This is a genomic window from Magnetococcales bacterium (assembly GCA_015228815.1).
Lineage (GTDB): Bacteria > Pseudomonadota > Magnetococcia > Magnetococcales > UBA8363 > UBA8363.
In genome coordinates this window covers 17,836-41,596 of sequence record JADGCV010000009.1, presented here as the reverse complement: position 1 = coordinate 41,596, position 23,761 = coordinate 17,836, and the positions used below count along the sequence as shown (strand labels likewise).

The window sequence follows — 23,761 nt, the reverse complement described above, 5'->3', positions numbered from 1 at the left end:
CGCCATGGCAGGGAATGACGGAGGATCGCCCCAAAGACTTCGACTCCGACTTCATATCCCCCCGGCACGGACTGGGGGATGCCATCTCCAGGTCATGTTGACCTTGAACCCAAGCCGGGGAGTTCCCGCGACGTGACATTTTTCATACCCGGTCCGGTCGCCTACGACGAAGCCTTCGCCCAACCGGCGGAACCGCGAAGCCATTGGCGCGCCTACCTGGATCATCTGTATGCCGGCGGTCCCGAACGACCGGGACGACTCTGGGATGAGGCGCGGCATCAACTCCGGGAATCGGGCGCGGTCTATTCGGTCGCCACCCCTGGGACAGGCACGGCCCCCACCGCCGGGTCGAACCAGAGGCGCTCCTGGCCGTTCGATCCCGTCCCCCTGATCCTCGATCATGCCGACTGGCAACGCCTGGAACGGGGCATGATCCAACGCCATCATCTCCTGACCCTTCTGTTGCGCGACCTGTATGGCCTGCAACGGGTGATCGGCGAGGGAATCCTTCCCCCGGACCTGATCTTCGGCAATGAAGGTTTTCTGTTTCCCCTCTGGAACGGCGCGGCGCGCAAACTCAACCTTCCCATCCATGCCGCCGATCTGGTCCGACTGGCCGATGGCCGCTTCCAGGTCGTCTCCGACCGGACCCAGGCCCCCTCCGGTCATGGTTACGTCCTGCAAAACCGTCGTCTGACCAACCGTCTGTATCCGGCCCGTTCCGTCTTCGGCGCGATCGCCCCCCTGCAACCCTTCTATCGTGCCCTGCGCAACGGACTGACCCGCCTGACCCCCCGGGCGGCGCAAAATGCCCACATCGTCCTCATGACCCCCGGACCCGCCAACGAAACCCACTACGAACACACCTTCCTCGCCCATGCCATGGGGCTGACCCTTGCCCAGGGAAACGACATGACCGTCCGCGGCGGACGTCTGTACCTGAAAACCCTCAACGGCCTCGTTCCGGTCGATGTCGTCCTGCGCCGCGTCGATGAGGAATGGTGCGATCCGCTCGAACTGCGCGGCGATTCCCTCCTGGGAGTCGTGGGCCTTACCCAGGTCCAACGCGAAGGGCACACCGTCATGGCCAACCCCCTGGGGAGCGGCCTCCTGGAAAACCTGGGGTTGCAACCCTATCTTCCGGCATTGGCCCGCTTTCTTCTCGGCGAGGACCTGCATCTGGAAAACCCCGAAACCTGGTGGCTGGGGGATGAAACGGCCCGCAACCATATCCTTTCCTCCTGGAATCACACCCCGTTTCCCTGGGCGATCCTCCCGCTGAAACCCGAATTGTCGCTGCCCCTCAACGGCCTGCCCGCCGATGAATCCCTGCGCCAGAGGATCGAGGCCCATCCCGGTCGCTTCATCGCCCGGTCCCTGATCCATCCCTCGGTGGTCCCGGGAATCGATGCCCAGGGGATGTGCCGGCGTCATCTGTTGTTGCGGGCGTTTCTCCATCATGACGGCACCAGTTCGCTGGTCATGCCGGGTGGACTGGCCCGGGTCGCCCCCACCGAGGATGGAGCGATGGAAGCCGCCAATCCCCGGGAACGTTCCTTTTCCCCCGCCCAGGGAGGCTCGACCAAGGATGTCTGGGTCGTCGGCGGCAAGGGACAACCGGTCCCGGAACAGATCGTCTCCACCCCGTCGCATGATTCAGCCCCCCCCGTCGGCCTTCCCAGCCGGGTGGCGGAAAATCTGTTCTGGATCGGACGGTACGCCGAACGGGCCGAAAGCGTCATCCGCCTGTTCCGCGAAGCGACCACCCTGCGCGAAGAAGAAGAGATTGGACTCGGTCGCCGCCAACGGCAATACTGCCGCGAACGGCTGCTGATCACCCTGACCCATGTCACTGCCACCTATCCCGGTTTCGCCGCCACGGACTCCCAGGCGCAAAAGGTCGATCCCGAACAGGAATTGCGTTCGGTCCTGCTCGATCCATCGCGAACCGGATCGCTCGCCTATTCGTTGCAGGCGTTGATCCAGGCCAGTTTTTCCCTGCGCGACCGCCTTTCCTCGGATACATGGTGGATCCTGGACAATGTCAGCACCCACCTGGGACGGTGGCAACGGCAACGGGGCGAGGACATCAACCACCTTCTCTGGGATCTGGGCCCGCTGTTGCAGGGGTTGACGGCGTTTGCCGGATTGACCTGGGAAAACATGAATCGCGACCTTGGCTGGATTTTTCTCGACCTGGGACGGCGTCTGGAACGGGCGATGTTTCTGGCGTGGCTTCTGGAAACATGCCTGGGAAGAGCCGCGCCCCGGGCCGACGAAATGGCGATGCTCGAACGTCTGCTCGCCCTCAACGACGGTCTTGAAAGTTTTCGCCTCCATTTTCAGACCCGACTGGAGGTGGAACCGGTTCTGGCGAAACTGCTTCAGGACGACACCGATCCCCGGTCCCTGGTGTTCCAACTGACGCTGATGGAAAAACATGCCCGTCAGGCCCCCCGGTCTCCGGGGCAGACCCTCTACCGCACCTACCTGGGACGGACCGTCTTCGAAAGCCTTGCCGCCATCCGTCTGGCCGATGCCGCCGTCCTGGCGCGGATCGACCCCGAAAGCGGACGCCGCGAGGAGTTGATGAAATTGACCGAACGCATCCGCAATCTGTTGCCGCTTTTTTCCGAAACCGCCAGCAACAGTTATTTTCGCCATGCCGAAACTCCCCATCACCTTTTTACCGTCTGAACCTAAAGGATCCTCGTGCGTTACCATGTCCGCCACACCACCTGCTACCACTATCCCGAAACGGTGACCGTGTGCCACAACCGGGTGCAACTGCAACCGGTGGAACGGGAAGATCAGCGCTGCCTGCAATTCGATCTTCGCCTGCGCCCCGAGCCGAATCTGATCCGTTCCTTTCGCGATTTTTTCGGCAACTGGATCCATTATTTTGAAATTCACCGTCCCCACGCAACCCTGGAGATCACCGCCAACAGCGAGGTTCTCCGTCAGCCCGAGATGCTGCAATGGCCTGGATTTTCACATTCGTGGGAAGAACTTGGCCAATGGATCCGGAGTCCCCAGGCAAGCCTGGAGTCGCGACGCAATGTTTTTTTCACCCTCCCCTCACCCCTGGTCGGTCCGCATCCGGAGCTGTCACGTCTGGCCTGGGACATTTTCACTCCTGGCCGTCCCGTTCTCGATGCGGTCCACCACCTGACCCGGCACATTCATGACTCCTTTTCCTACGCCCCCGGTGCCACTTCGGTCACCACCCCCCTGACCCAGGTACTCAGGCAAAGGGCGGGGGTCTGTCAGGATTTCGCCCATGTGGCCATCGGCGTGCTGCGCTCGCTGGGGCTGGCCGCCCGATACGTCAGCGGCTACCTTGAAACCCAGCCCCCTCCGGGAGGAACCCGGCTTCTGGGAACCGATGCCTCCCATGCCTGGTTTGAACTGTTCCTCCCGGGAAGTGGCTGGTTTGGTTTCGATCCCACCAACGCCATGGTGGCGGGACAACGACACATCGTTCTGGCGGTGGGCCGGGACTATGCCGACGTGCCACCTGTGAAGGGGGTCGTCACCGGAGGCCGGGAACACCGGTTGAGCGTCGCGGTCGATGTCCTTCCCCTCGACGATCCCCCCCCGGCGGGCGATGGATCGGCGTGGCCGACGGACGGGAGTTCCACCACCTGATTGAAATAGGTCCGGCTGATGGTGGCATGAAGTTCCCCCAGCAGGATTTGCAGGCGGTCGAGAAAATCGTGCAAACCGGTATTGTCCGCCAGCCGGGTGATGTCGGCCAGATAAAGCTGGTCCTCGATCCGGGCGATGATCCCCTGGGCCAGGTGGGCGCCGCCGATGAACTCCAGACATTGCGCCACGCCGCTCACCCCATAACGAAACGCGCGGGGAAAAGCCTGATCCTTGAGCAAAAACGCCAGGACATCCGCTCCCCGGACACGCGGACGGACCCGACGCCGGTACATCTGGTCCCCCGACAACGATTTAAGCACCGTCAACCACAGGGCATTGCGCAACGGGCGATCGACATCCTCCTGGCGGGAAAGCATCAAGGCGCCACGCACGTCGAGGATCCGGGTCACCATGTCTGCCCGCTCCAGATACCGCCCCAGGCGAAACATGCTGAAGGTTTCATCGCGAACCATCGACGAATCGAGCAGGCCGGTGATCCGAAGGCATTCGGCGATGACCTGTTCGAGAAATTCAAGCCGCCCCGCAGCCTGTATATCCTGTTGACAGGCAGTTTTCGTATTCAAAAACAAACGATTGAGAAATTCCCAGCCTTCCCGTGGAAACAATTCCCGGGTGGTACGCATGTTTTCCCGGGAAAAATGGAGCGCCCGGAGGATCGAGCCCGGATAGTCATCGTCACGGATGAGAAAGTTGGTGATTTCCTGTTCCCCGGCCTGGCTGTTGTGCTTGAAAAACTCCTCCCGGCTGCCGGTGATGGCGAGCAACTGTTCCCAGTTCATCGGTTGTACATGATTGACCGGCGCCATGTCGAGCATGGCATGATGGGTTGCGACCACCAGACGTGCCGTATCCTCGACCCGCTCCAGATACCGGGCCATCCAGTATATATTTTCGGCGACGCGCGAAAGCATCATTTTCCCCCGTCATGATCGGCGATGACCCAGGTATCCTTGCTCCCCCCCCCCTGCGACGAATTGACGACGTAGGATCCGCGTCGCAGGGCGACGCGGGTGAGACCGCCGGCAGTGACCCAGGTCTGTTTTCCGCTCAGGATGAACGGCCTGAGATCGACATGCCTGGGCTCGATCCGTCCATCGACCAGGGTGGGGACGGTGGAAGGGGTCAGTGTCTGCTGGCCAATGTAGTTGCGCGGATTGGCCTGTATGAGACCGACAAACTTTTCCCGTTCCTCTTTCGCGGCATGGGGTCCCATGAGCATGCCATACCCGCCCGATTCGTTGGCCGGTTTGACGACCAGCTTGTCCAGATTGGCCAATACGTGTTGGCGTTCTTCGGGGATGTGGCAGCGCCAGGTCGGAACATTGGGAATGATGGGATCCTGGTCGAGGTAATAGCGGATGATCTCGGGCATGTAGCTGTAGACCACCTTGTCGTCCGCCACGCCCGTCCCCGGAGCATTCGCCAGGCCCACCCGTCCCCGCCTCCAGGCACGGATCAAACCAGGGACACCAAGCATTGAATCATGGCGAAACGCCTCCGGATCGAGAAAATCATCATCGATCCTGCGGTAGATCACATCGACCCGCTTCAGTCCATGAATCGTCTTCATGTGGACCGTATCCTCCTCGTCCACGATCAGGTCTCGCGCCTCGACCAGATCGACCCCCATCTGTTGTGCCAGATAGGCATGCTCGAAATAGGCGGAATTGAAAATACCTGGCGTCAGCACCACCACCCGCGCCTTGTCGCCCGAGCGTGGCGACAACGAGGCCAGCATCTCGTAAAGTTGGCTCGGATAATCATCGACCGGAAGGATTCTCTGGTCATAGAAGAGTTCCGGAAGAATCCGTTTGGTAAGCATCCGGTTTTCCAGCATGTAGGAGACGCCGGAAGGGACTCTGAGGTTGTCCTCCAGGACATACATCACCCCATCCTTGTCCCGCAGCAGGTCGCTGCCGCAGATGTGCGCCCAGACGCCATACTTGGGGGCCATGCCGGAGAGTTCCGGACGCCAGTTGCGCGATTTGAGCACCACTTCGCCGGGAAAACGGCCATCCTTGATGATCTTCTGTCCATTGTAGAGATCGTCGATGAAGGCGTTGAGCGCCTGTGTCCTTTGAATCAGGCCTGATTCCAGACGGCGCCATTCCGTTTCGGCCATGCATCGGGGAATGATGTCGAACGGCCAGGCGCGATCGATGTTCTCTCCTTCCGAATAGATGGTGAAGGTGATGCCGAAGTTGACGATGGCCATTTCCGCTACTCCCTGGCGTCGGCTCAATTCCTTCTGCCCGAGCTGTTCCAGATACGATAACAGACGGTATTCGGCATTGTTGCGTCCGCCGGTGGCGCCTGTCACGAGTTCGTCGTGGACCCCTGGAGCCCGATACAGGCTGGTTTGAGAAACGCTGGAGTTTGCGATGGCCAACATGGTGCGCATCCTTTGATCAGAGTGCTTATTGATTGGGCATTGTTTTCCCGATCGTACCGTTGGATTTCGGCGTTTGCCTGTTTATTGATCCGAACGGGCGGCACAACCGGAAACAATCAGATCCTTCAATGTTTCATAGGCAGAATGGATACCAAACCGGCAGGGGCGTCGCGGGAGAAAATCCTGTAACGGCCCAGGTACTCCTCCCTGGTTGGGAATTATTGAAAGAAAAAAGGGGTCTTAAGGGATTGCCCCCAGACCCCTTTTTTCTTTCAATAATTTTGAATACGGGGCGGAATCCGAATGGTTACCATCCTTCCTGCCCTCGAAATTTTCACGGTGCCTGAAAAGTCATCGCAAATGCCTGATTATCGGGCTTTTTTGATTTCCGCGATTGTACATCGTCGCTGGCAATGGAGGGCTGCCTATATTTTTTTTCATTTTTTTCAATTTGTTATATAAAAAAGAACGATGTTTCCAATCTGGCCCCGATCTTGTTCTTCAAGAAGGGAATCGCGGGAGTCTCGGTCGCCATGGGTGTCGTCGGGAGACAGTCGCATCGGAATCACTGCGGATGACAAAGGAGTGCTGCACATGGAAAAGAAAGATCTTGTCATCAGAATCGCCGGACAAGGTGGAGAAGGCGTCATCTCCACGGGCGATTTCATAGCCGCAGCCTGCGCCCGGGTCGGGCAAGAGGTCTATACCTTCAAGACATTCCCGGCGGAAATCAAGGGTGGATACGCCATGTACCAGGTGCGCACCTCGCGGGAAGCCGTATTCAATCCGGGAGATTCCTTCGACATCCTGTGTACCTTCAACGAAGAAGCCTACACCATCAACCGACATCTCCTGGTTGCAGGAACCGTCCTGGTCTACGATGCCGGCGAAGGCGGCTTCACTCCGGATATTCCACCAGGCGTCCACGCCTACCCCATACCCATGTCGCAAACAGCCCGAAGCCTCAAGTCCTACCGATCGAAAAACATGGTGGCACTCGGGGCGTTGTCGGTTCTGTTCGACATCGACGAAAAAACCCTGATCACAGTATTGACCGACAAGTTCGAATCCAAGGGCAAAGAGGCCCTCGAATTCAACCTGAAAGCCTTTTCCCGGGGAAAGGCCCTGGTCGATGGATTGAACAAGAACGATCCCTGGCGCATCGATCCACCCGTGGCCCCCAGGGATGTCCTGATCATTTCGGGCAACGCCGGAGTGGGATTGGGGGCGATACTCGGAGGACTCAAGTTTTTTTCCGCCTATCCGATCACCCCCGCCACCGAAATCGCCAAGTTTGTCGCCACCCATATACCAAAGATGGATGGCGTCCTGATCCAGGCAGAAGATGAAATCGCCTCCATCTCCCAGGTCCTTGGCGCCTCCTACGCCGGCAAGAGGGCAATGACGGCAACCTCGGGACCAGGATTGGCGTTGATGAGTGAAATGCTGGGGATGGCCTCGATGAGCGAAACCCCGGTGCTCATCGTCGATGTGCAACGGGGCGGACCAGCGACAGGCATGCCGACCAAACACGAACAATCGGACCTGTTTCTGGCCATTCACGGCAGTCACGGCGACGCGCCACGCATCGTGTTGTCGGTGGAAGATGTCAACGACTGCATCCATTTGACGGTGGAAGCCCTGAACCTGGCGGAACATTATCAATGTCCAGTGATTCTGCTGTCGGATGGATCGCTCGCCTTCTCGACGCAAACCGTCCCCGCCCCCAATCCGGACGCCATCCGCCGGATCGAACGCAAACGCTGGGATGGCCAGGGGGAATACCAACGTTACCGGCAAACCGAAGACGGCATCTCGCCAATGGCCGATCCGGGAACCCCGGCAGCAATGCATGTGGCCACCGGTCTGGAACACGGCCCGACGGGAGCGCCCAATTATTCCGCCGCCAACCATGAGGCAATGCACCGCAAACGGTTCGGCAAACTGCGCACGGTGGTCGATCATGTCAAACCGACCGAGATCGATGGCGACGGCACGGCAGACCTGGGGATCATCGCCTGGGGCAGCACCATCGGCGTCGTGCGCGAGGCAGTGGCCCGGATGCGCCGGGAGGGGATTCGCGTCAAGGGATTCTATCCCAAACTGATGTATCCCATGCCGGTGCGGCACTATGAAGAGTTTGCCCGCCAGTGTCACAAGATTCTGGTACCGGAGGTCAATTTTCAGGGACAACTCGCCCACTTCATCCGCGCCGAAACATCGATCCACCCGATTTCGTTCACCATTTGCGGCGGCATTCCATTCACTCCGAATCAAATAATGAAAAAAGCAAAGGAGATCCTTTCATGTTCTGTGGAACATACAACAAAATCGACCTGAAGCCCGCCGATTACAAATCGGAGGTTCCGGTTGTCTGGTGTCCCGGATGCGGCCATTACGGCATTCTCAACGCCATCTATCGCGCCCTCGCGGGGGCCGGTGTCGATCCAAGTCAACTGATCTGCATTTCCGGGATCGGCTGTTCGTCACGAACCCCCTATTTTTTGCACTCCTACAAAATGCACACGCTGCACGGACGGGCCGGCCCGGTCGCGACAGGAGCACAACTGGCCCGTCCCGACCTCACGGTCATGGTGATGGGCGGCGACGGCGACGGTTTTTCCATCGGCGGCGGTCACATGCCGCACATGGCGCGCAAAAACAGCAATCTGACCTACGTCCTGTTCGACAACGGCATCTATGGCCTGACCAAGGGACAGTACTCCCCGACCTCACGTCCCGAAATGAAAGCCTATACCACCCCCTATGGCGGCCCCGAGGTCCCCATGAACCCGCTGTTGTACATGTTGACCTATGGCGCCACCTATGTGGCCCAAGGCTTCGCCGGAAAACCATCGGTGTGCGCCGACCTGATCAAGGGAGGGCTGGAACATCGCGGCTTCGCCTACATCAACATTTATTCGCAATGCCCCTCCTTCAACAACCTGGACACGGTGGAATCCTACCGTGAAATGGTCCAACCAATCCCACCGGAACACGATGTAACCGACCTCGGCGCCGCCATGGCCCTGGCCCACGCCAGCAGCCGCGGTCAGGCCCCCATGGGACTGCTCTACAAGGTGGAACGACCCACCCTGGACGAGCGGATGGAAGCGATTGTACAACGGGTCGGCGGTCACGCCGATTATGACGTCAACCGAATCATCGATCTGTACCGTCCCTGATTCCCTCTGCAAATTTTTCGAGGGATTCACCTCTCAGGCCTCTACACCGATAAACCCCTCAAGCCCGAGGTTCCTCCTCGGGCTTTTTCTTTTTCAGATATATGATTTTTAATGAAAATATGATATTTATATATAAATTTTGGTCCCATCAATGAATAATTTCCGTTGACAAACACATGGCGTTCATGTGATAACCATGATCAGATTTCATAATTAGTTAACATATTTATTGTTCCGATATTGCGTCTTAAGACATCGAGTATCCACAAAGTCAGCCCGAGACAAACGATTCATTGAAAACATCGATCGCAAAGGAGAACAGCAATGGATAGTTATATGAGTACAATTCTTCCATGGCCTACAAATAGAATTCCATCGGGCTTCCACCTGTGCGATGGAGTGATCCTTAACGTCAGTCAATACAATGCATTGTTTTCATTGCTTGGCACATTTTATGGTGGCGATGGCAAGAATACTTTTGGCTTGCCGAACCTCAAGGGAAAAAGCCCATTCGGCGTAGATACCCAGGCATTCTATTTCCGGCAACTTGGCCTTTCCGCAGGAAACACTGCAACAACGATCACGGCATCCTACTTGCCGCTTCATACCCACAGCGCCACGTTTCAGCCGACCATGAGTTCACAAACCATCAATTTTCCGGCAACACCACAAAAGGGGGCCATTACCGCCAAGGCGACGACCGACATCGTCCCCGGAAGCCCCGGAGCGGTCGATCCGGTCGCCGGCAAAACTTATAATCTGACGGGCGTTACCACCCCATCCAACGGTCCCGTCACCACGACGGCGGTGGATCCAACCAACAAGGCGACGCTCCAGGGAACCAACGTCGTTGTCGATACATCCACCTATCAACCCGCCATGCCGGCCCTTTCCACCACCATCAGCACCATGACCAATGGTGCCGTAACGGTGGGCCCGGGAGGAGGCAGCGCCAATCCGAGCGCATTTCCCACCCTCCCTCCTTATTTGACGATCAATTTTATCATTGCCCTTCAGGGATATTATCCGGTGCCTGATTGAAAGATGTTAAGGCCGAAACATCACGCGACTCAGGCATAACTCGTACAAAATACCCTATTGAGGAGACCCGGCATGTCCAGACTGGAAACCATCCAAAGCACCCATTTCGCTCCCAGGAACGGCAAGGAAATCATTTTGGAAGATGCGGGAGGGAATACAATGACGGCCACGATTCGTTCGGTCATTGCCAAACCCAAGGCGACCAAACCCCATTCCCCACGGGAAGGTTTCACGGTCAATCTTCTGGTTTCGGGTCCTTGTGCCTTCGAATCGGGACACTACACCCTGACCTTGGATTCGAATGATCGTATCGGTCCGGTCCATGTTGTACGGATTCATCCAGGACATGTGGATGACACCAAGGAGGCGGCTTTTCAGGTTCATTTCAATTAGTTCGGCATACGCGATAAGGACGGTCGATGCCACGCTCGTCTGAAATGGACCGTTTTCAAGGACCCCCAAGTAAGGAATCGATCATGAGTTCAACCACTCCCGGCCCCAATCCTCAGGTCTCTGCCGGACAACGCGGAAGCACCAGTCCCTGCTTTCAGATCCAGAATGGGGGCAGCAACTTCATGTCCTGGATTGGTGCCAGTGGCTATACCTGGGTCAATTTTGCTGTTTCCAGCACGCTTGTATTTTCCAATGCTGTCTACGCCACCAGCCGAACCAGCAACTTTCCTCCCGCGCTTGTTCTGGGCCCTGCGGACAATCAGGGAATGATCTTCTGGTCAGACAGTGTGTTGCGTTATGTTCAAATCAACCAAAGCAGTTCCGGATCATGGCAATTCAACACCAGTCTCGAAAGCTCCATCACCGGATCGCAACCGACCGGGGGGCCGAGCGCCGATCTTAAACTCATCGGCGGCCAATTGTATTATGTTGTTGCCTGGCAAGATGGGAAGACACAATCGATCTCCTGGGCGGCGATCCCTTGCACCCCGGGTTCCGGCACCCCATCGACGATCACCGCACTTTCCGCTTCCTGCAAGGGAAGCCCGGTCATCGAAGCGTGTGGCTTGTCCAATATCCTTCTCTGGACCAACACCGACGGCACCTTGAAGATGGCCTATGATCCGCAGGGAGGATTCAATTTTAATATTTCCTCTGCCGTCACCCTTTCCGGGGCGTCAAGTCTCTACGGGCCGAGCCTGACACTCATGCCCGATCTGAAAAATGGATATGTTGCCTGGAACGACAGCCAAAAGGGATTGTGTCTGAGTACGATCACGATGGGTTTGGATGGTGTCTGGAGATTCAACGGTGGCATCACCCCGATCAGCATCACCAATGGCATGGTCGGTGGGCCATCGATCAATACCATTCAGGTCACCGATCCGACAAGCGGTGCCGTTTCCACGGCGCTCAGCCTCGGTTGGACCGACAATACCAGCACCAATACGATTCAAACAATGCAGTACAATCTTATCTGATGGTTATTTTCAAATAACTGTTTCCCACAAATCCGGGAAGGGATTTTCCCTTCCCGGTTTGCACCTGGAACCGGGCTCCGAAGTATTCATTTCCTTGATTCACTTTGTTCCTCCGAAGCATCATCCCTCTTGATTTTCAAAAGGAAGACCCCTCAGGGATTCGATCACCGCAATCGTCTGTTGATTACTTCCGCATGGATTGTGGAATCCAGATCAATTCCACCATGGGTGGAACCAGGGCACGCACCGCGAAACCCAATTTTCGATAGAACCCGACAACCCGTGACAGCACCACAGGAGTGGCGACGGTCAGCGGCACCCGGGCATTTCCCGCCGCCGACATGATGCTCAAGACGGCATCGGAGCCGATCCCCTTTCCTTGCCCCTGGGGATGGATTTCCAGTTGGCTCAGACGCCAATGGTCGGAGGAAAGATCGACCACCATGTGCCCGACATCCTGGCCCAGTTTTTCGATGATGAAGTCCAGATGTTCGGGATAAACCGTCTCGTTGCCGATGCGGGTGATCCGTTTTTGTTCCTCGTAGAGGTGTTGCACCAGGTCGGCATCGGAAGAAGCCATGGCCAGCCAGGGACGCGCCGCCTTGAACATGTCCAGCAAAAAATGTTCGTCACCCGCCCCGGCGAAACGCAGCGACAATCCTCCCTTCATGGTCAGTTTTCCGGATGGTTGCGCCATGTTTTTTTCCAATGATCACGATTGATGATATGATGCGATTCAATGATTCAATATAGGACCATATAGGCGATCCTCGACGCTTTTAATAATGGCAGACCAACTGAATATCTGCAAGTTAAAAATGAATGGAATATTCGTAACGGCCCAAGTACCCCCAGGGCCAAGGATTATTGAAAGAAAAAAGGGGTCTGGGGGTTTGGGGGATTGCCCCCAGACCCCTTTTTTCTTTCAATAGTCCCAAACCGGGGAGGTACCTGGGCAGTATGGATGGGAGGTGGCATCAAACGACGACGACGCAGTTACGTCCCTGTTTTTTGGCCTGGTACATGGCGCCATCGGCGCGTTCAAGTTGATCCTGAACCGATTCATGGGGGGTCAGGCGGGTAACGCCAAAGGAGGCAGTAATGGTCAGGGGAAAGGAGAGCGGGGTCGTGGAAATCTCGTAACTGGAAAGCCGTTGCCGCAGGCGATCGAGCAGATTCCCAGCCCTGGAAAGAGAGGTATTGGAAAGAAAAAGGACAAATTCCTCGCCACCGTAACGAAAAACAAGATCGGTCGGTCGCAGGTTGGCCTTGATGAATCGCGTCACTTCGATCAGGACACGGTCGCCGGCAAGATGGCCGTAGGTATCGTTTATTTTTTTGAAATAATCGATATCGACCATGGCGATCAGGGATTCGCGCTGCGGGTTTTTGGCGACATCGGCGATTTCCCTGTTGAGGGTGGCGAGAAGTTTTTCACGACCCAGGGTATTGGTCAGGGGGTCGGTATGGAGAATCTGGTAGCAGATCAGGTGATCCAAAGCCGCCACCAGCCAGCGAAACGCCATTTTTTTTGCGATGACCTCGTCATACATGCGCGCCAGAATGTCCCGATCCATATTGGGGGAGGCGTGGTAACGCAGCAGATCCTGGACCGCTTCATGCATCCGTCGGTGAAGGAATGCAATATCCACGACCAGGGGGAAGGATTCGAGCTTGGGGTTGTATTGACACATCTTGCGCAACCATTGCCCGAATTTGCACCGATCATGGGCATCACTGGCGGTATACTCCTCGCCCAGGGATCCGCCGCAGATGAGAACGCGGTACAACCTGGCCAGCCACTCCTCATGACTGACCATGGCCACCTCGATACGATGCATCAAGGACCGGGATTCAACAACGGTCAGATCGATACCATCCAGCATTGCCGACTCCAAATGATTTCGATGGATCATCCCATAGATCACATCCCGGGAACCAGGACATTCCTGCAATCGCACCATGACCGATTGGAAATTATTTTGCAATTGACTATATTATACATATAATTCTGATTAAATTCAATTTCCGCCAAATTTTAATGTAAATTTCATGAACTTTCAAATGGTTCGATCAATAACGCAATGAACAGTTCCCAGAAATCATCCATGATGATGTGTCACTTGATCGATGAAATTTTCCATAATATTATATATAAATGTATTAATTTAACATCCATGGGACGACTTCATCGTCATGCGTTCAGGGAAAACCACGATATCCAATTTGCCACTTGACTTGAATCCTCCATCACCCGATAATCCTGGCAGCAGGCGCCGATGGGCGGGAACCACAATCGCGCAGGTCACCAATCCACACCACACCGGCTTCTTCGCATTACCCCATCCTTGGGCCGTTAGCTCAGTTGGTAGAGCAGCTGACTCTTAATCAGCGGGTCGTAGGTTCGAGCCCTACACGGCCCACCAAAAATAACAAAACACCTGCGATCATTTTAATAATCGTCTTTCTTTCCTGGATTGCGCGGGGATGCAGGATGATGCATGGCCGTAGCTGACGTGAATTACATCATCACCGGGGTGCAGGCGGGTGCGCCCAACGTGCAGACTATTGGACAACAATGGCCATTCACCGGAATCGAGATCGGGGATAACATGGGGAATACTTTATCCAGCCGGGAAATTATTGATGCGTTGAAGGTTGCCGGCTGGGTGCTATCGGATATTTCTGGGAGTCACCATCAGTTTGTTCATCCAGGAAGAGCAGGTAAAGTTACGGTTCCACATCCCAGAAAAATCATTCCGATAGGGACAATCAAATCCATCGAACGGCAAAGCGGTTTAAAAATACGCCAAGAGAATCCAATGGATGTGAGACATTACCCCGTCATCGTCGAACGAGGGGAAAACGATGCCGGAGAAGTTGGATTTGGGAGTTTTTTCCCGGACTTGCCAGGATGTGTGTCTGGCGGAGATTCGTTGGACGAAGCGCTGCTCAATGCGGAGAAAGCGTTGGCGATGCATATTGGAGCCATGGTAAAAGATGGCGAAGATATCCCTGCCCCATCACTGTTGAGCGCAATTGGGCATGACCGAGAAATCGATGAGGTGTTGCGGGCCTTGGTGCGCGTGGATGTACCGGCAAAATGGGTAACGGTCAACGTTTCCATGGCAGAAACTCTATTGCAACGCATCGATGTGACTGCCCGGGAAATAGGCATGACAAGATCAGGCTTTCTTATGGAAGCGGCCAGGAGAATGGTGGAGCCGATCTAAAGGAGTCTGGCAAAAATAACTTGGACACTTTTCATCGTACCCATGATCAGTTCCTCCATTTGATGGCAATGTATCCAGTTTATCAAAAAAAGGCACTTGTCGAATTCCACCCGAGGCGGAACAGCACCCGCCATTCGCTGTTTTCTTCGTTACGGCAAACTGAAAAAAAACCACAATACACACTTACGGAGACAAGGTAATGTTTCCCGTGTTGAAGGTGATGCCACTGATGTTGCCCGGCAGGAAATAGTCCAGACGTACCCCCGAAGAAGAATTGGGCGCCGATGTTGAATTGCCTGTTGCGGTCGTCCAAACCCCTTGAGCCTTCATCGCATTGTATTCCGTGTCACCCGTAACGCTGCCAACGGCGGCCTCGACGATATGCCGGGGAACGCCCCCTCCAAGGAAAAAAGCCAGGGTTCCATCAGTTTTCAGATTGGTCAGGACGCTGTTGTAACTGGAAACCAGTGTATCCAGGGCAATGGAATAGGGAACCGTGGGCGATAAAACATCCGGCAGCATTTTCAGATGAAGGATTTCCAGTTTGGAACTGGAGTTGTTGTAGGTGATCGTCGTACCGCTGACGACCGGAACGACGGTCAGTTTCATGTCAAACGTATAGCTCCCGCCATACGGGGTGATGGTATCCACAAGGCCCCAGAAACTTGTCTGCACCGAGGCCGGAAGGCGGGAATGAATGGTACTCAATGCCTTGATGCGCATGGTGACCTCGATTTTTGGGTCGGATGTGACCGAGACCCCCATCCTGTCGATGATCTGCCCGATATGTTCCAGGCCCGAAGTGCTTCCGGTCAACTGCTGGTTGAGCTTGGCCAGGATCATGGTGCGCAGGTTGTCGTTGGTCAGACTGACGCTTGTTGGCGTTGTTCCAACGAGATTGGTCACTACGGTATTGAACAGGGTCTTGGCAGTGGAAACAATCGTGGCGACCGCGGTGGCGTCGCCGACTGGGGTCATGTTGCCGCTATCGAACGGAGCCGATGTGACGGTGATGTTCAGGGTTTTTGGAGTAGAAAGGGTTAATCCACCACTGTCGGTTACTTGCACACTTACGGTGTAGACGCCGCTGCCATTGCCTCCCGTGGTGCTGAGTGTGGCCAGATTGACCGTCAGATTGCCCGAGGTATAAATGGAGGTATCCTTGCCATTGGCCAGGGAAAACTCGGTCGTACCGCTTGTCAAGGAAAAGGTATAGGTGTCGGTGGAAAGATCGGGGTCGGTGACGGTCAGAGAACCGATGACGGTACCGACGGGCGACGCTGCATAGAGGCCATTGTTGCTGATCTGGATGTCGGTGGGGGCATCATTGACCGCTGTTATTTGGATTTGACTTGTCGTCCCAACTGAACTTGTCGCTCCTTCGGAGTCCGTAACGCTCCAGGTAACGGTGCGCTTGTTATCAACTCCGGCGTGTGGCGCATTACTGCTGTTGACATACTTGACATTATCGAAGGCGGCCATGTAATCGGCCAGGGTAGCGGTTTGGCCGGTAGTAGTGCTCAGAGTCAATACCCCTGTTGTTGAATTCCAAACTCCTGCATTGATATTGGTACCATTGCCAGTATAGGAAAGGGTATCTTCCGTATTGCCTCCGACATCAGTGGCATGGAAATTGGTGCTGATCGTGATCGTAGCGCCATAGATCTTGTTGTTTTCCTCGTCGGTGACGGTGACACCGGTATCAATGACTGTTGCAGCAGCGTTTTCGGTAAAGATCAAAGGTGAAGCACTTCCACCGGACAACTGTGGCACCCCATTGACTGCATTGACTGTCAGGGAGCTTGTTTTTGAAATGCTCGTGGCGCTGCCACCTCCCGCATCGGTCACGGTCCAGGTCAGGGTCCGGATTCCCTGACCCGGATCCTGGCTGTTGTTGTAATAGGTAACCGAACGAAGGGCCGTCTGATAGTCTCCCAGGGAGGCTGTTCCCGACAAAGTCAGTGTCTTGGTTCCACCATTCCAGGTTCCGGTAATGCCATTCTGGGTCGTAAATTGCAATTCGTCGGCAGGACCATCCCCTGTCGTTGTGGGAATGCCGGAAATGGCGATCGTCGCCCCCTGTATCTGATTCGATTCCGCGTCAATGATGATAAACTGGTTGTTCTTGTCGATGAGAACAAAAGAAGTACTGTCCTCTGTGAATGGATCCGTGCTGGTCGGGGCAGTCAGAACGGGAGGGTCGTTGACGGCAACGACGGTGACGGTAGCCGTAGCGGCGGTGCTCGTCAAAGCCGAAGTGCCATTCACGGTAGGCGTTGTCTCAGTCACGGCAAAGGAAACCGTCCGATTGCCGGCGGTCGGATTGTCGTTGGTGGCGCTGCCGGAATAATTGATATAGGTCACCGTGCGCAACGCCGCCTGGTATTCACTGGTCGTACCCGAACCGCTCAAGGTCAAGGTACCGTCGATCGCATTCCAGGAGCCGGAAATCGAACCGATGGTGGCAAAGGCCAAAACATCTTCATCGCTGTCATAATTGCCGGTGATTTTCACCGTGGCTCCGGTCAGACCATCCCCTTCATGATCGGATACGGTAATGGCGGTATCGATAGGGGTTGCGGCATCATTTTCGGTATAGGCCCGTGTTCCACCTGAAACCACGATCGGCGCGTCGTTGACGGCGGTGGCATCAAAAGTGACGCTCGTGCTGTTGCTGGAAAGAGAACCATCGGAAATCGCAAAGGTAATCGTCCGCGATCCGGCGGTGGGATGATCGCTCGAATTGGCATAAGTGACTGCCCGCAACGCGGTTTGATAATTGGCTACGGTGTCGGATCCCGCCAGGGTAAACACGCCTGTGGTCGCGTTGAACGTGCCGGTAATGGTGCTGCTGGTGAAGGCGCTGTCGAAGGCAAGAAGATCCTTGCCACTGTCATAGGTGGCGGAGATCGTCACCGTCGCCCCTTCAATGTTGGTGTCATCGACATCGGCCAGGACGATGCCGTTATCGATAAGCTCGGCATGCTTGCTGGTGGGGCTGTCTTCGGTGTAGCTCGGAAGGAGTGCCGATCCCTGGACCAGAGTGGGTGAATCGTTCTGGGGAACCATCGTTACCTGGGCGGTGGCGGCAAGGCTTTGTCCGGTATCGGTAACCTGGAAGGAAATGCCGCGGGTCGAGGCGGTGGGAATATCGCTGTCCAGGTTGTGGTATTTGATGGTCCGCAAGGCGGCCTGGTATTCGGCAACGGTCCCGGAACCGGTCAGTTTCAGGGTGCCCGAGGTCGCATTCCAACCGCTGTAGCCGCTATCGCTGCCGTTCGTCGTGTCTGCCTGGATGTTGCCCAGGGTGGCAGGGAAGATCAGGACATCCTCATCGTTGACATAATTGGTGCCGATGGTGATCGTCGCGGCAGTGATGGTGTCGCTTTCCGCATCTTTCACGGTGATCGAACCGTCGATCACCATGGCGGTGTTCTGCACCGCATCGATTCCCTCGTTGACCGAAATGCTCGCCGTGGCGGTCACCACCGGAACATCGTTGACCGCGGTCATCGCCACGGTACTTGTGACCGCCGTCGAAGAGGCGCTGCCGTCGCTGACGACAAAGGAGATGGTTCGGTTATCGGTGGTGGGGTTGTCCCCCGTGTGGACAAAGGTGACCGTTTTCAAGGCCGCGGCATAGGCTTCCTTGGTGGCGCTGCCCGTCAAGGTCAGGACCCCGGTCGTGGCGTCCCAGGAACCGGTGATACCACCACTGTCCGCGAAAGCCAGGGTGTCGCTGTCGCTGGTGTCGTTCTGATAGCCGCTCGAAATGGTGGCGCTCGCTCCCGTCAGGGAGGCATTGTCCAGGTCGGTGACGGTCAACGAGGATTCGACGACGGTCGCGGCATCGTTCTCGGTATAGTTAAGCGTGCTGCCGGCGGTCATGGAGGGGGCATCGTTGACGGCAACGACGACAATGGAATAACTGGCCAAGGCACTGTCAAGATCACCATCGTTGACCTTGATCGTTACCGTCCGGGTTCCCGCTTTTGGATCGTCGCTCGTCGAAGTAAAGGTCACCTGGCGCAGAAGCGCCTGGTAATCGGCGACCGTCGCACTGCCGGTCAACGTCAGAACGCCCGTGGTCGCATTCCAACTCTTGGCGATCGTCTCGGTGGCGGTGACATCGAGTTGATCCTTGGTTCCATCTTTCCCCGTGGCAATGGTGAGGGTGGCGCCGCTCAGGTCGGCATCATCGACATCCTCGATCACGATGGCCTCATCAATGACCATGGCCGTGTTGTTGCCCACCGCGTCGCCTTCGGTATAGGTCTGGGATGTCGTGATTCCCCGGGTGATCACCGGCGCATCGTTGACCGCCGTCACGGTGATCGTCACCGTTTTTTCATCGGTCAGGGGGGTGGTGACCGCGCCGGTATTGCCCTGGTCATTCACTTTGAGGGTCAGTGTGTCGCTGCCGGAAAAAGAGGTGTCCCCCCGATAGCTCATCCCCGACAACGCCCCGTTGATGGCGGTCACGGGACCGGAAAAGGTGATCGCTGCGCTGTCGTTGGTCCCCGATTCGATGGAGATGCCATCGGTCTTGGCCAGGGTCACGGTACCGTCCAGAGCCGACAGAACCACTTGCAGGGAAGCGGTTCCCGCATCGACATCGGCAACGCTCAAACCGGTAATGACAAGCGCTGTGTCCTCAAGGACGGTCGCGTTGGCCGGTTTGGTGATCACCGGCGCATCGTTGACGCTGGTGACCGCAATGGTCGCGGTCGCTTTTTCGGGACCAACGTTCGTATCCGCCGCCGCCGTGGCGCCAAATACATCGAATCCAAAGACAACGCTGCCGCTGACGGTATAAAGATTCGTCCCAGGGGTGAATTTCAATCCCGCGGTTCCCTCCGCGACGGTGATGAACTCGCCTTCATTGACAATCGTCACCCCATCCTTTTTGTAGACCGCTCCGTTGACAATGTTCTTGATCTGAAAATGGGTCACCTCGTCGCCATCGACCCCGGCGCGGGCCAGTACCAGTCCCGAGGTGGTTTGCACATCCTCGCTGGTCGTGGCCGCGGTAATCACCGGCTTGTCCGCCACCGCCCGCACCGTCACCTTGAAACTTGAGGTCTTCGTCTGGGTGGCATCGTTCTTGTCGGAAACGGTCAAGGTGATGACCGCGTCGCCAAAACGGTTGAGCGCCGGCGTCGCCGTCAGGGTCCGATCGGTACTGGTCCCCGACAGGACCAGATTGGCCGTGGGAAACAGGTCGGTGTTGGACGACGCAACGCTGACCAGAAGATCACTGGCAGGGGTGTCCAGGTCGGCCACCTGGAAGGAAAATGATTTCGATTTGTCCTCGTCGATGATCACATCGGTGATCGGGGTGATCGTGGGGACATCATTGACTCCAACGATGGAAATGGCCACGGTCCCGGTGGCGGGAATCGTCGTTCCGGAACCAATGTTGCCCTGGTCATCCAGTTTCAGGGTCAGGGTATCGACCCCGGCATAGTTGTTCTCGCCCCGATAGTTCAACCGTTCCAATTCCTTGCGCAAATTGGCCAGAGTATTGGTCAGGGTCAGGGTCTTTTCCGCCAGGCTGTGGTCGGAACGGGTCGAAAGGGTCCCGTGTTCGACGGAAAGGGTCAGTTTCAAAGTTTCGGTACTGGATGCGGTCAGGTCGGGATCGTCGATCTGGATCTCGGATAACGCCTTGATCGTGTCCTCCAGGGCGCCGATGGCGTTGGGAAGATCCTTGAAGCGGGGCGGTTCGTTGACATTATTGACTTCGATTACCACCTTGGCGGGAATGGCACCTGTCTGTTGTGATGCTAAACCGGCATCTTTTGCTACTATTTCCAGAGTATAGATCGGATTGACTTCAAAATCGATCTTAGCTGCTACGGTGATTTTGCCTGTGTCTGGTTCGATGGCAAAGGCATTGCCCAAATTGCCTTTGGTGATGGAATAGGTAATAGTATCAAGCTCAACGTCGGAGGCGAAAATATTATTACCAACCTGTGTTCCCACCGGCATGTTTTCATCGACGGTAAATTTTAGATCGGCATTGTTAAACTTTGGCTCATCATTGATTGGTTGCACAGTAATTGCTATCTGGGTGGATGTGGACTTCGCTGTCCCACTGCCTTGAGTTCCAAGGTCATCAACATCCACATACAGAACATCACTTCCGTTATAGTCCTTCTTTGGTGTATAGGTGAGTTTTCCTAGAGCATTATTCAGGGAAGGAAGCTTTCCTTTCATTGTTAAATTATTGGCCCCAGAGGCGACGATTGTGACTCCAGAGGTATCGGTCAGGGTGATAAGTCCATGGACTACTTCAAGTTTTACCGACAAATCCCCCGGTTCCACCCCCGTCGTCACGGCAACGAGGGTGTCGGGATCGGCAACGGTGATGCCCGACACCTTGAGCGTTCCATCCTCATCGACAAGCAGCGTCCCTGGAGCGACGATTGTCGGAGTCTCATTGATATTTTTTACATTGATCGTAATCGCCGCAGTGATGGTGGTGATCTTCTTGTCCTTGGTATTGTCGGGAACGTTGTCGGTCACCGTGGCGGTCAGGGTGTAGGAGGCGGTTTTTTCATAATCGAGGGGTGCCACCGTGGTGATCACCCCGGTTGCGGCATCCACCGTGAACACGTCCGTCGGTGTCAGGGTGAAACTCAGGACATTGCCTGTATTGGGGTCGGTCGCCGCCAGGGTTCCGACGATCGTGTTGAGGGGTTTGTTTTCGTCCACCGAAAACGTCTGGGCCGCCATGACCGGTGGTTTGTTGAAGGAAATAGGAGTGGGAGAAAAAGTCGTCTTGTTCGAATCGGACGTGGTGGATGACGTCGTTCCCGTCGTGGTTGTGGTCGGGGTGGCGGCGGTTCGGGCGGTGTCTGCAAAAACACTGTTGGGATCCCGTACAGCACTTCCGGCTTTCGCATCGGTGGCGGTGGTGCTCCCCTTGGCGGCATCCTTGGTCCCTTCCGCTGCTGTCCCACCCGCATCCTTGGCGGCTGCATCGGTCGAAGCCCCTTCCGAAGTCCCGGAGACCGTTCCCTCTACATCCGTTGCCGCAGAAGAAGGTCGCGTTTCTCCCGGCAGGGGTTGCGTCCCCAGGGGCGATAACGTTTTTTCACCCGGAGCAGGCTGTCCCGGAATCTGGTCCTTGACCTCTTCCCGTATTTTCTCTCCAGTCCGTTTTGCCCCTTCGTAATCCTCGATGCCCAGCGCCTTGGCCTTGCTCTTGACATCTTCCCGATAGTTTTGTGCCTTCCCTTCGAGCGCTTCCTGAAGGTTTTTTCCTTCTGCGACCGCCTTGGTCACCTCCTCGGCAAAACTTTCAACCTTGGGAATCACCTTTTCGATCGCCCCGTCCGCCGATTTCTTTTGATCGACCCCATCGATGACCGTGTCGATGGGATGGGAGTCGGCAAGCAATGCCTGTTTCTTTTCGTTCAATTCAGTGAGCTTTGCCGTGTCACCACCCTCCTCGGCCTTCTTGAGGTCCGCATCGATCTCTTTCAGCTTTTCGTCTTTTTCCAATTGTTTTTCCACATCGGCCCGGGTCTCCTCCATGAGGTGTTCTTCCGCCTCTTCGACCAATTGTTCCAGGGCCTGGGGCGTTTGTTCCAGGAGTTTGGCCGCCTCTTCGACATTGGCCGCCGCCCCCTTGTCCACCAGGGATTGGGCCGCTTTCTGGGCCAGGTCCTTCCGGGCCCCTTCCGGCAGCTTTTTCACCGCGGTACTCGTGTGGGCATCACTCAATTTTTCCTTGGGGGCATCGGTAATCACGGGGGGGGAGGTCGGCGATCCCGACAACATCTGATTCGTCTTGACCGTCGCCGGCTCCCGGCCAAGATCCGCGGCAAACGCTTCGCCGATCAGGGCGGTCAAAAAGTGGATCTCTCCTGAAGAGGAACTTAATTTTTTCGCAGGCTCCTCCATCCATACAAGGACCTCGTCCTTCAGGGAGACGACCTCGATGGCCATGTCGGCACCGCTGCCGTTCAACCGGATGAACCCCTGGGTGCCGCGAACCCCCATCGTCGCCACCGGCGTCACCAGGTGGAACGGTTTGTTCTTCATCTGCCCCAGCCGCCCCGAGGTGAACTTGGCCAGACCCCGGGTCAGTTCCACCTGGCCCTTGTTGCCATCCTCCTCGCCGACCGTATTGTCGGGACGGACCTTGAAGGTATAGTGCTGAACAAGAAACTCGCTGTCCTCGCCCAGGGCGATGACCGCATCATCCTTCATCTTGAGGATCAGGCGCGCCTTGCTCCCGGTGACGATCCGGTCGCCCTGGAAGACCGGGCTCCCTTCTTCGAGGACCCGTTTGACCTTTTCGAATTCGGCAAAAGCCAGCCCCTTGAGCTGGGTCACCCCACCCACCGGTTCCCGTTTGGCGGCCTCCACCTGCACCGGTGGTTCCTTCTTTCCGGTGTCCGCCTGTTTTTGTCGCGCCGGAAGCTTGTCGCGGTCCAGGGCGATCCCCTTGCGCTCCATCGCAGTCTGGGGAACCATCAACAAAAAGGCCCCCGCCACGGTGATGCCAAGGATGATGAGAATTGCGACAAGCCATTTGTTTTGCAATAATTTAAACATTGCCGGCCACCTTTGGCGTACAGGAGAAACGCCGGAGTCCGGGCGTCACTACCCGGTCCGGTTCTGCCCCGATTTGGTACCCATTATACCAGAATGTCCTGAAAATACGACGATTATTCAGTAAAGAATCGTAACCAGGGGCACCAATTGTCAAGGATAAACTCTTAAAGACGGTCCGGGTGGAACGAAACCAGGGTGATCGCGTTCGCGGATCCATGGCGGTCCAAGACCGTTGGCAGG

Annotated in this window: 12 protein-coding genes, 1 tRNA gene and 1 pseudogene; 10 read left to right on the top strand and 4 right to left on the bottom strand. The window is 56.2% G+C overall.

Going from position 1 to position 23,761, the window contains the following annotated elements:
• Nucleotides 1-132 precede the first annotated feature (132 nt).
• Together HQL76_05480 and HQL76_05475 are read left to right on the top strand one after the other, a co-directional pair.
• Nucleotides 133-2,697 (top strand): circularly permuted type 2 ATP-grasp protein, encoded by a 2,565-nt coding sequence (locus HQL76_05480; protein ID MBF0108606.1) that lies wholly within the window; start codon nucleotides 133-135, stop codon nucleotides 2,695-2,697.
• A gap of 15 nt (nucleotides 2,698-2,712) precedes the next feature.
• Nucleotides 2,713-3,648, top strand: coding sequence for a transglutaminase family protein (locus HQL76_05475; GenBank protein ID MBF0108605.1), 936 nt, complete (start codon nucleotides 2,713-2,715; stop codon nucleotides 3,646-3,648).
• Nucleotides 3,649-4,579: 931 nt separating this feature from the next.
• Here the strand turns inward: HQL76_05475 and HQL76_05470 are convergent.
• The gene (locus HQL76_05470; GenBank protein ID MBF0108604.1) at nucleotides 4,580-6,061 is read right to left on the bottom strand and encodes a circularly permuted type 2 ATP-grasp protein; all 1,482 of its coding nucleotides are present in this window, start codon (nucleotides 6,059-6,061) and stop codon (nucleotides 4,580-4,582) included.
• Between the two features lie 594 nt (nucleotides 6,062-6,655).
• Between HQL76_05470 and HQL76_05465 the strand changes: the two genes are divergently transcribed.
• The 5 genes from HQL76_05465 to HQL76_05445 all read left to right on the top strand — a co-directional run bounded on the left by HQL76_05465 (nucleotide 6,656) and on the right by HQL76_05445 (nucleotide 11,720).
• Nucleotides 6,656-8,401: a 2-oxoacid:acceptor oxidoreductase subunit alpha gene (locus tag HQL76_05465; GenBank protein ID MBF0108603.1), complete on the top strand. Its 1,746-nt coding sequence runs from the start codon at nucleotides 6,656-6,658 to the stop codon at nucleotides 8,399-8,401.
• A complete protein-coding gene (locus HQL76_05460; protein MBF0108602.1) occupies nucleotides 8,368-9,246 on the top strand; it encodes a 2-oxoacid:ferredoxin oxidoreductase subunit beta in 879 nt (292 codons plus the stop codon). The genes HQL76_05465 and HQL76_05460 overlap by 34 nt, the downstream gene beginning before the upstream one ends.
• 336 nt (nucleotides 9,247-9,582) lie before the next feature.
• A complete protein-coding gene (locus HQL76_05455; protein ID MBF0108601.1) occupies nucleotides 9,583-10,287 on the top strand; it encodes a tail fiber protein in 705 nt (234 codons plus the stop codon).
• Between the two features lie 72 nt (nucleotides 10,288-10,359).
• Nucleotides 10,360-10,680 (top strand): hypothetical protein, encoded by a 321-nt coding sequence (locus HQL76_05450; protein MBF0108600.1) that lies wholly within the window; start codon nucleotides 10,360-10,362, stop codon nucleotides 10,678-10,680.
• Between the two features lie 83 nt (nucleotides 10,681-10,763).
• Nucleotides 10,764-11,720 (top strand): hypothetical protein, encoded by a 957-nt coding sequence (locus HQL76_05445; protein ID MBF0108599.1) that lies wholly within the window; start codon nucleotides 10,764-10,766, stop codon nucleotides 11,718-11,720.
• Nucleotides 11,721-11,904: 184 nt separating this feature from the next.
• On the opposite strand, the gene HQL76_05440 is transcribed toward HQL76_05445, so the two are convergent.
• Both HQL76_05440 and HQL76_05435 read right to left on the bottom strand, forming a co-directional pair.
• Nucleotides 11,905-12,417 (bottom strand): GNAT family N-acetyltransferase, encoded by a 513-nt coding sequence (locus tag HQL76_05440; protein MBF0108598.1) that lies wholly within the window; start codon nucleotides 12,415-12,417, stop codon nucleotides 11,905-11,907.
• A gap of 280 nt (nucleotides 12,418-12,697) precedes the next feature.
• Entirely contained in the window at nucleotides 12,698-13,606 is a 909-nt protein-coding gene (locus HQL76_05435) for a diguanylate cyclase (protein MBF0108597.1), read from the bottom strand.
• Between the two features lie 464 nt (nucleotides 13,607-14,070).
• Between HQL76_05435 and HQL76_05430 the strand changes: the two genes are divergently transcribed.
• From HQL76_05430 to HQL76_05420, 3 genes and pseudogenes are all read left to right on the top strand, one after another.
• Nucleotides 14,071-14,146: transfer RNA gene (locus HQL76_05430), tRNA-Lys, on the top strand.
• A gap of 186 nt (nucleotides 14,147-14,332) precedes the next feature.
• Nucleotides 14,333-14,530 (top strand): annotated as a pseudogene (locus HQL76_05425) (type II toxin-antitoxin system HicA family toxin).
• Between the two features lie 12 nt (nucleotides 14,531-14,542).
• Entirely contained in the window at nucleotides 14,543-14,953 is a 411-nt protein-coding gene (locus HQL76_05420; GenBank protein ID MBF0108596.1) for a type II toxin-antitoxin system HicB family antitoxin, read from the top strand.
• A gap of 183 nt (nucleotides 14,954-15,136) precedes the next feature.
• On the opposite strand, the gene HQL76_05415 is transcribed toward HQL76_05420, so the two are convergent.
• Nucleotides 15,137-23,521, bottom strand: coding sequence for a tandem-95 repeat protein (locus HQL76_05415; protein ID MBF0108595.1), 8,385 nt, complete (start codon nucleotides 23,519-23,521; stop codon nucleotides 15,137-15,139).
• Nucleotides 23,522-23,761 lie beyond the last annotated feature (240 nt).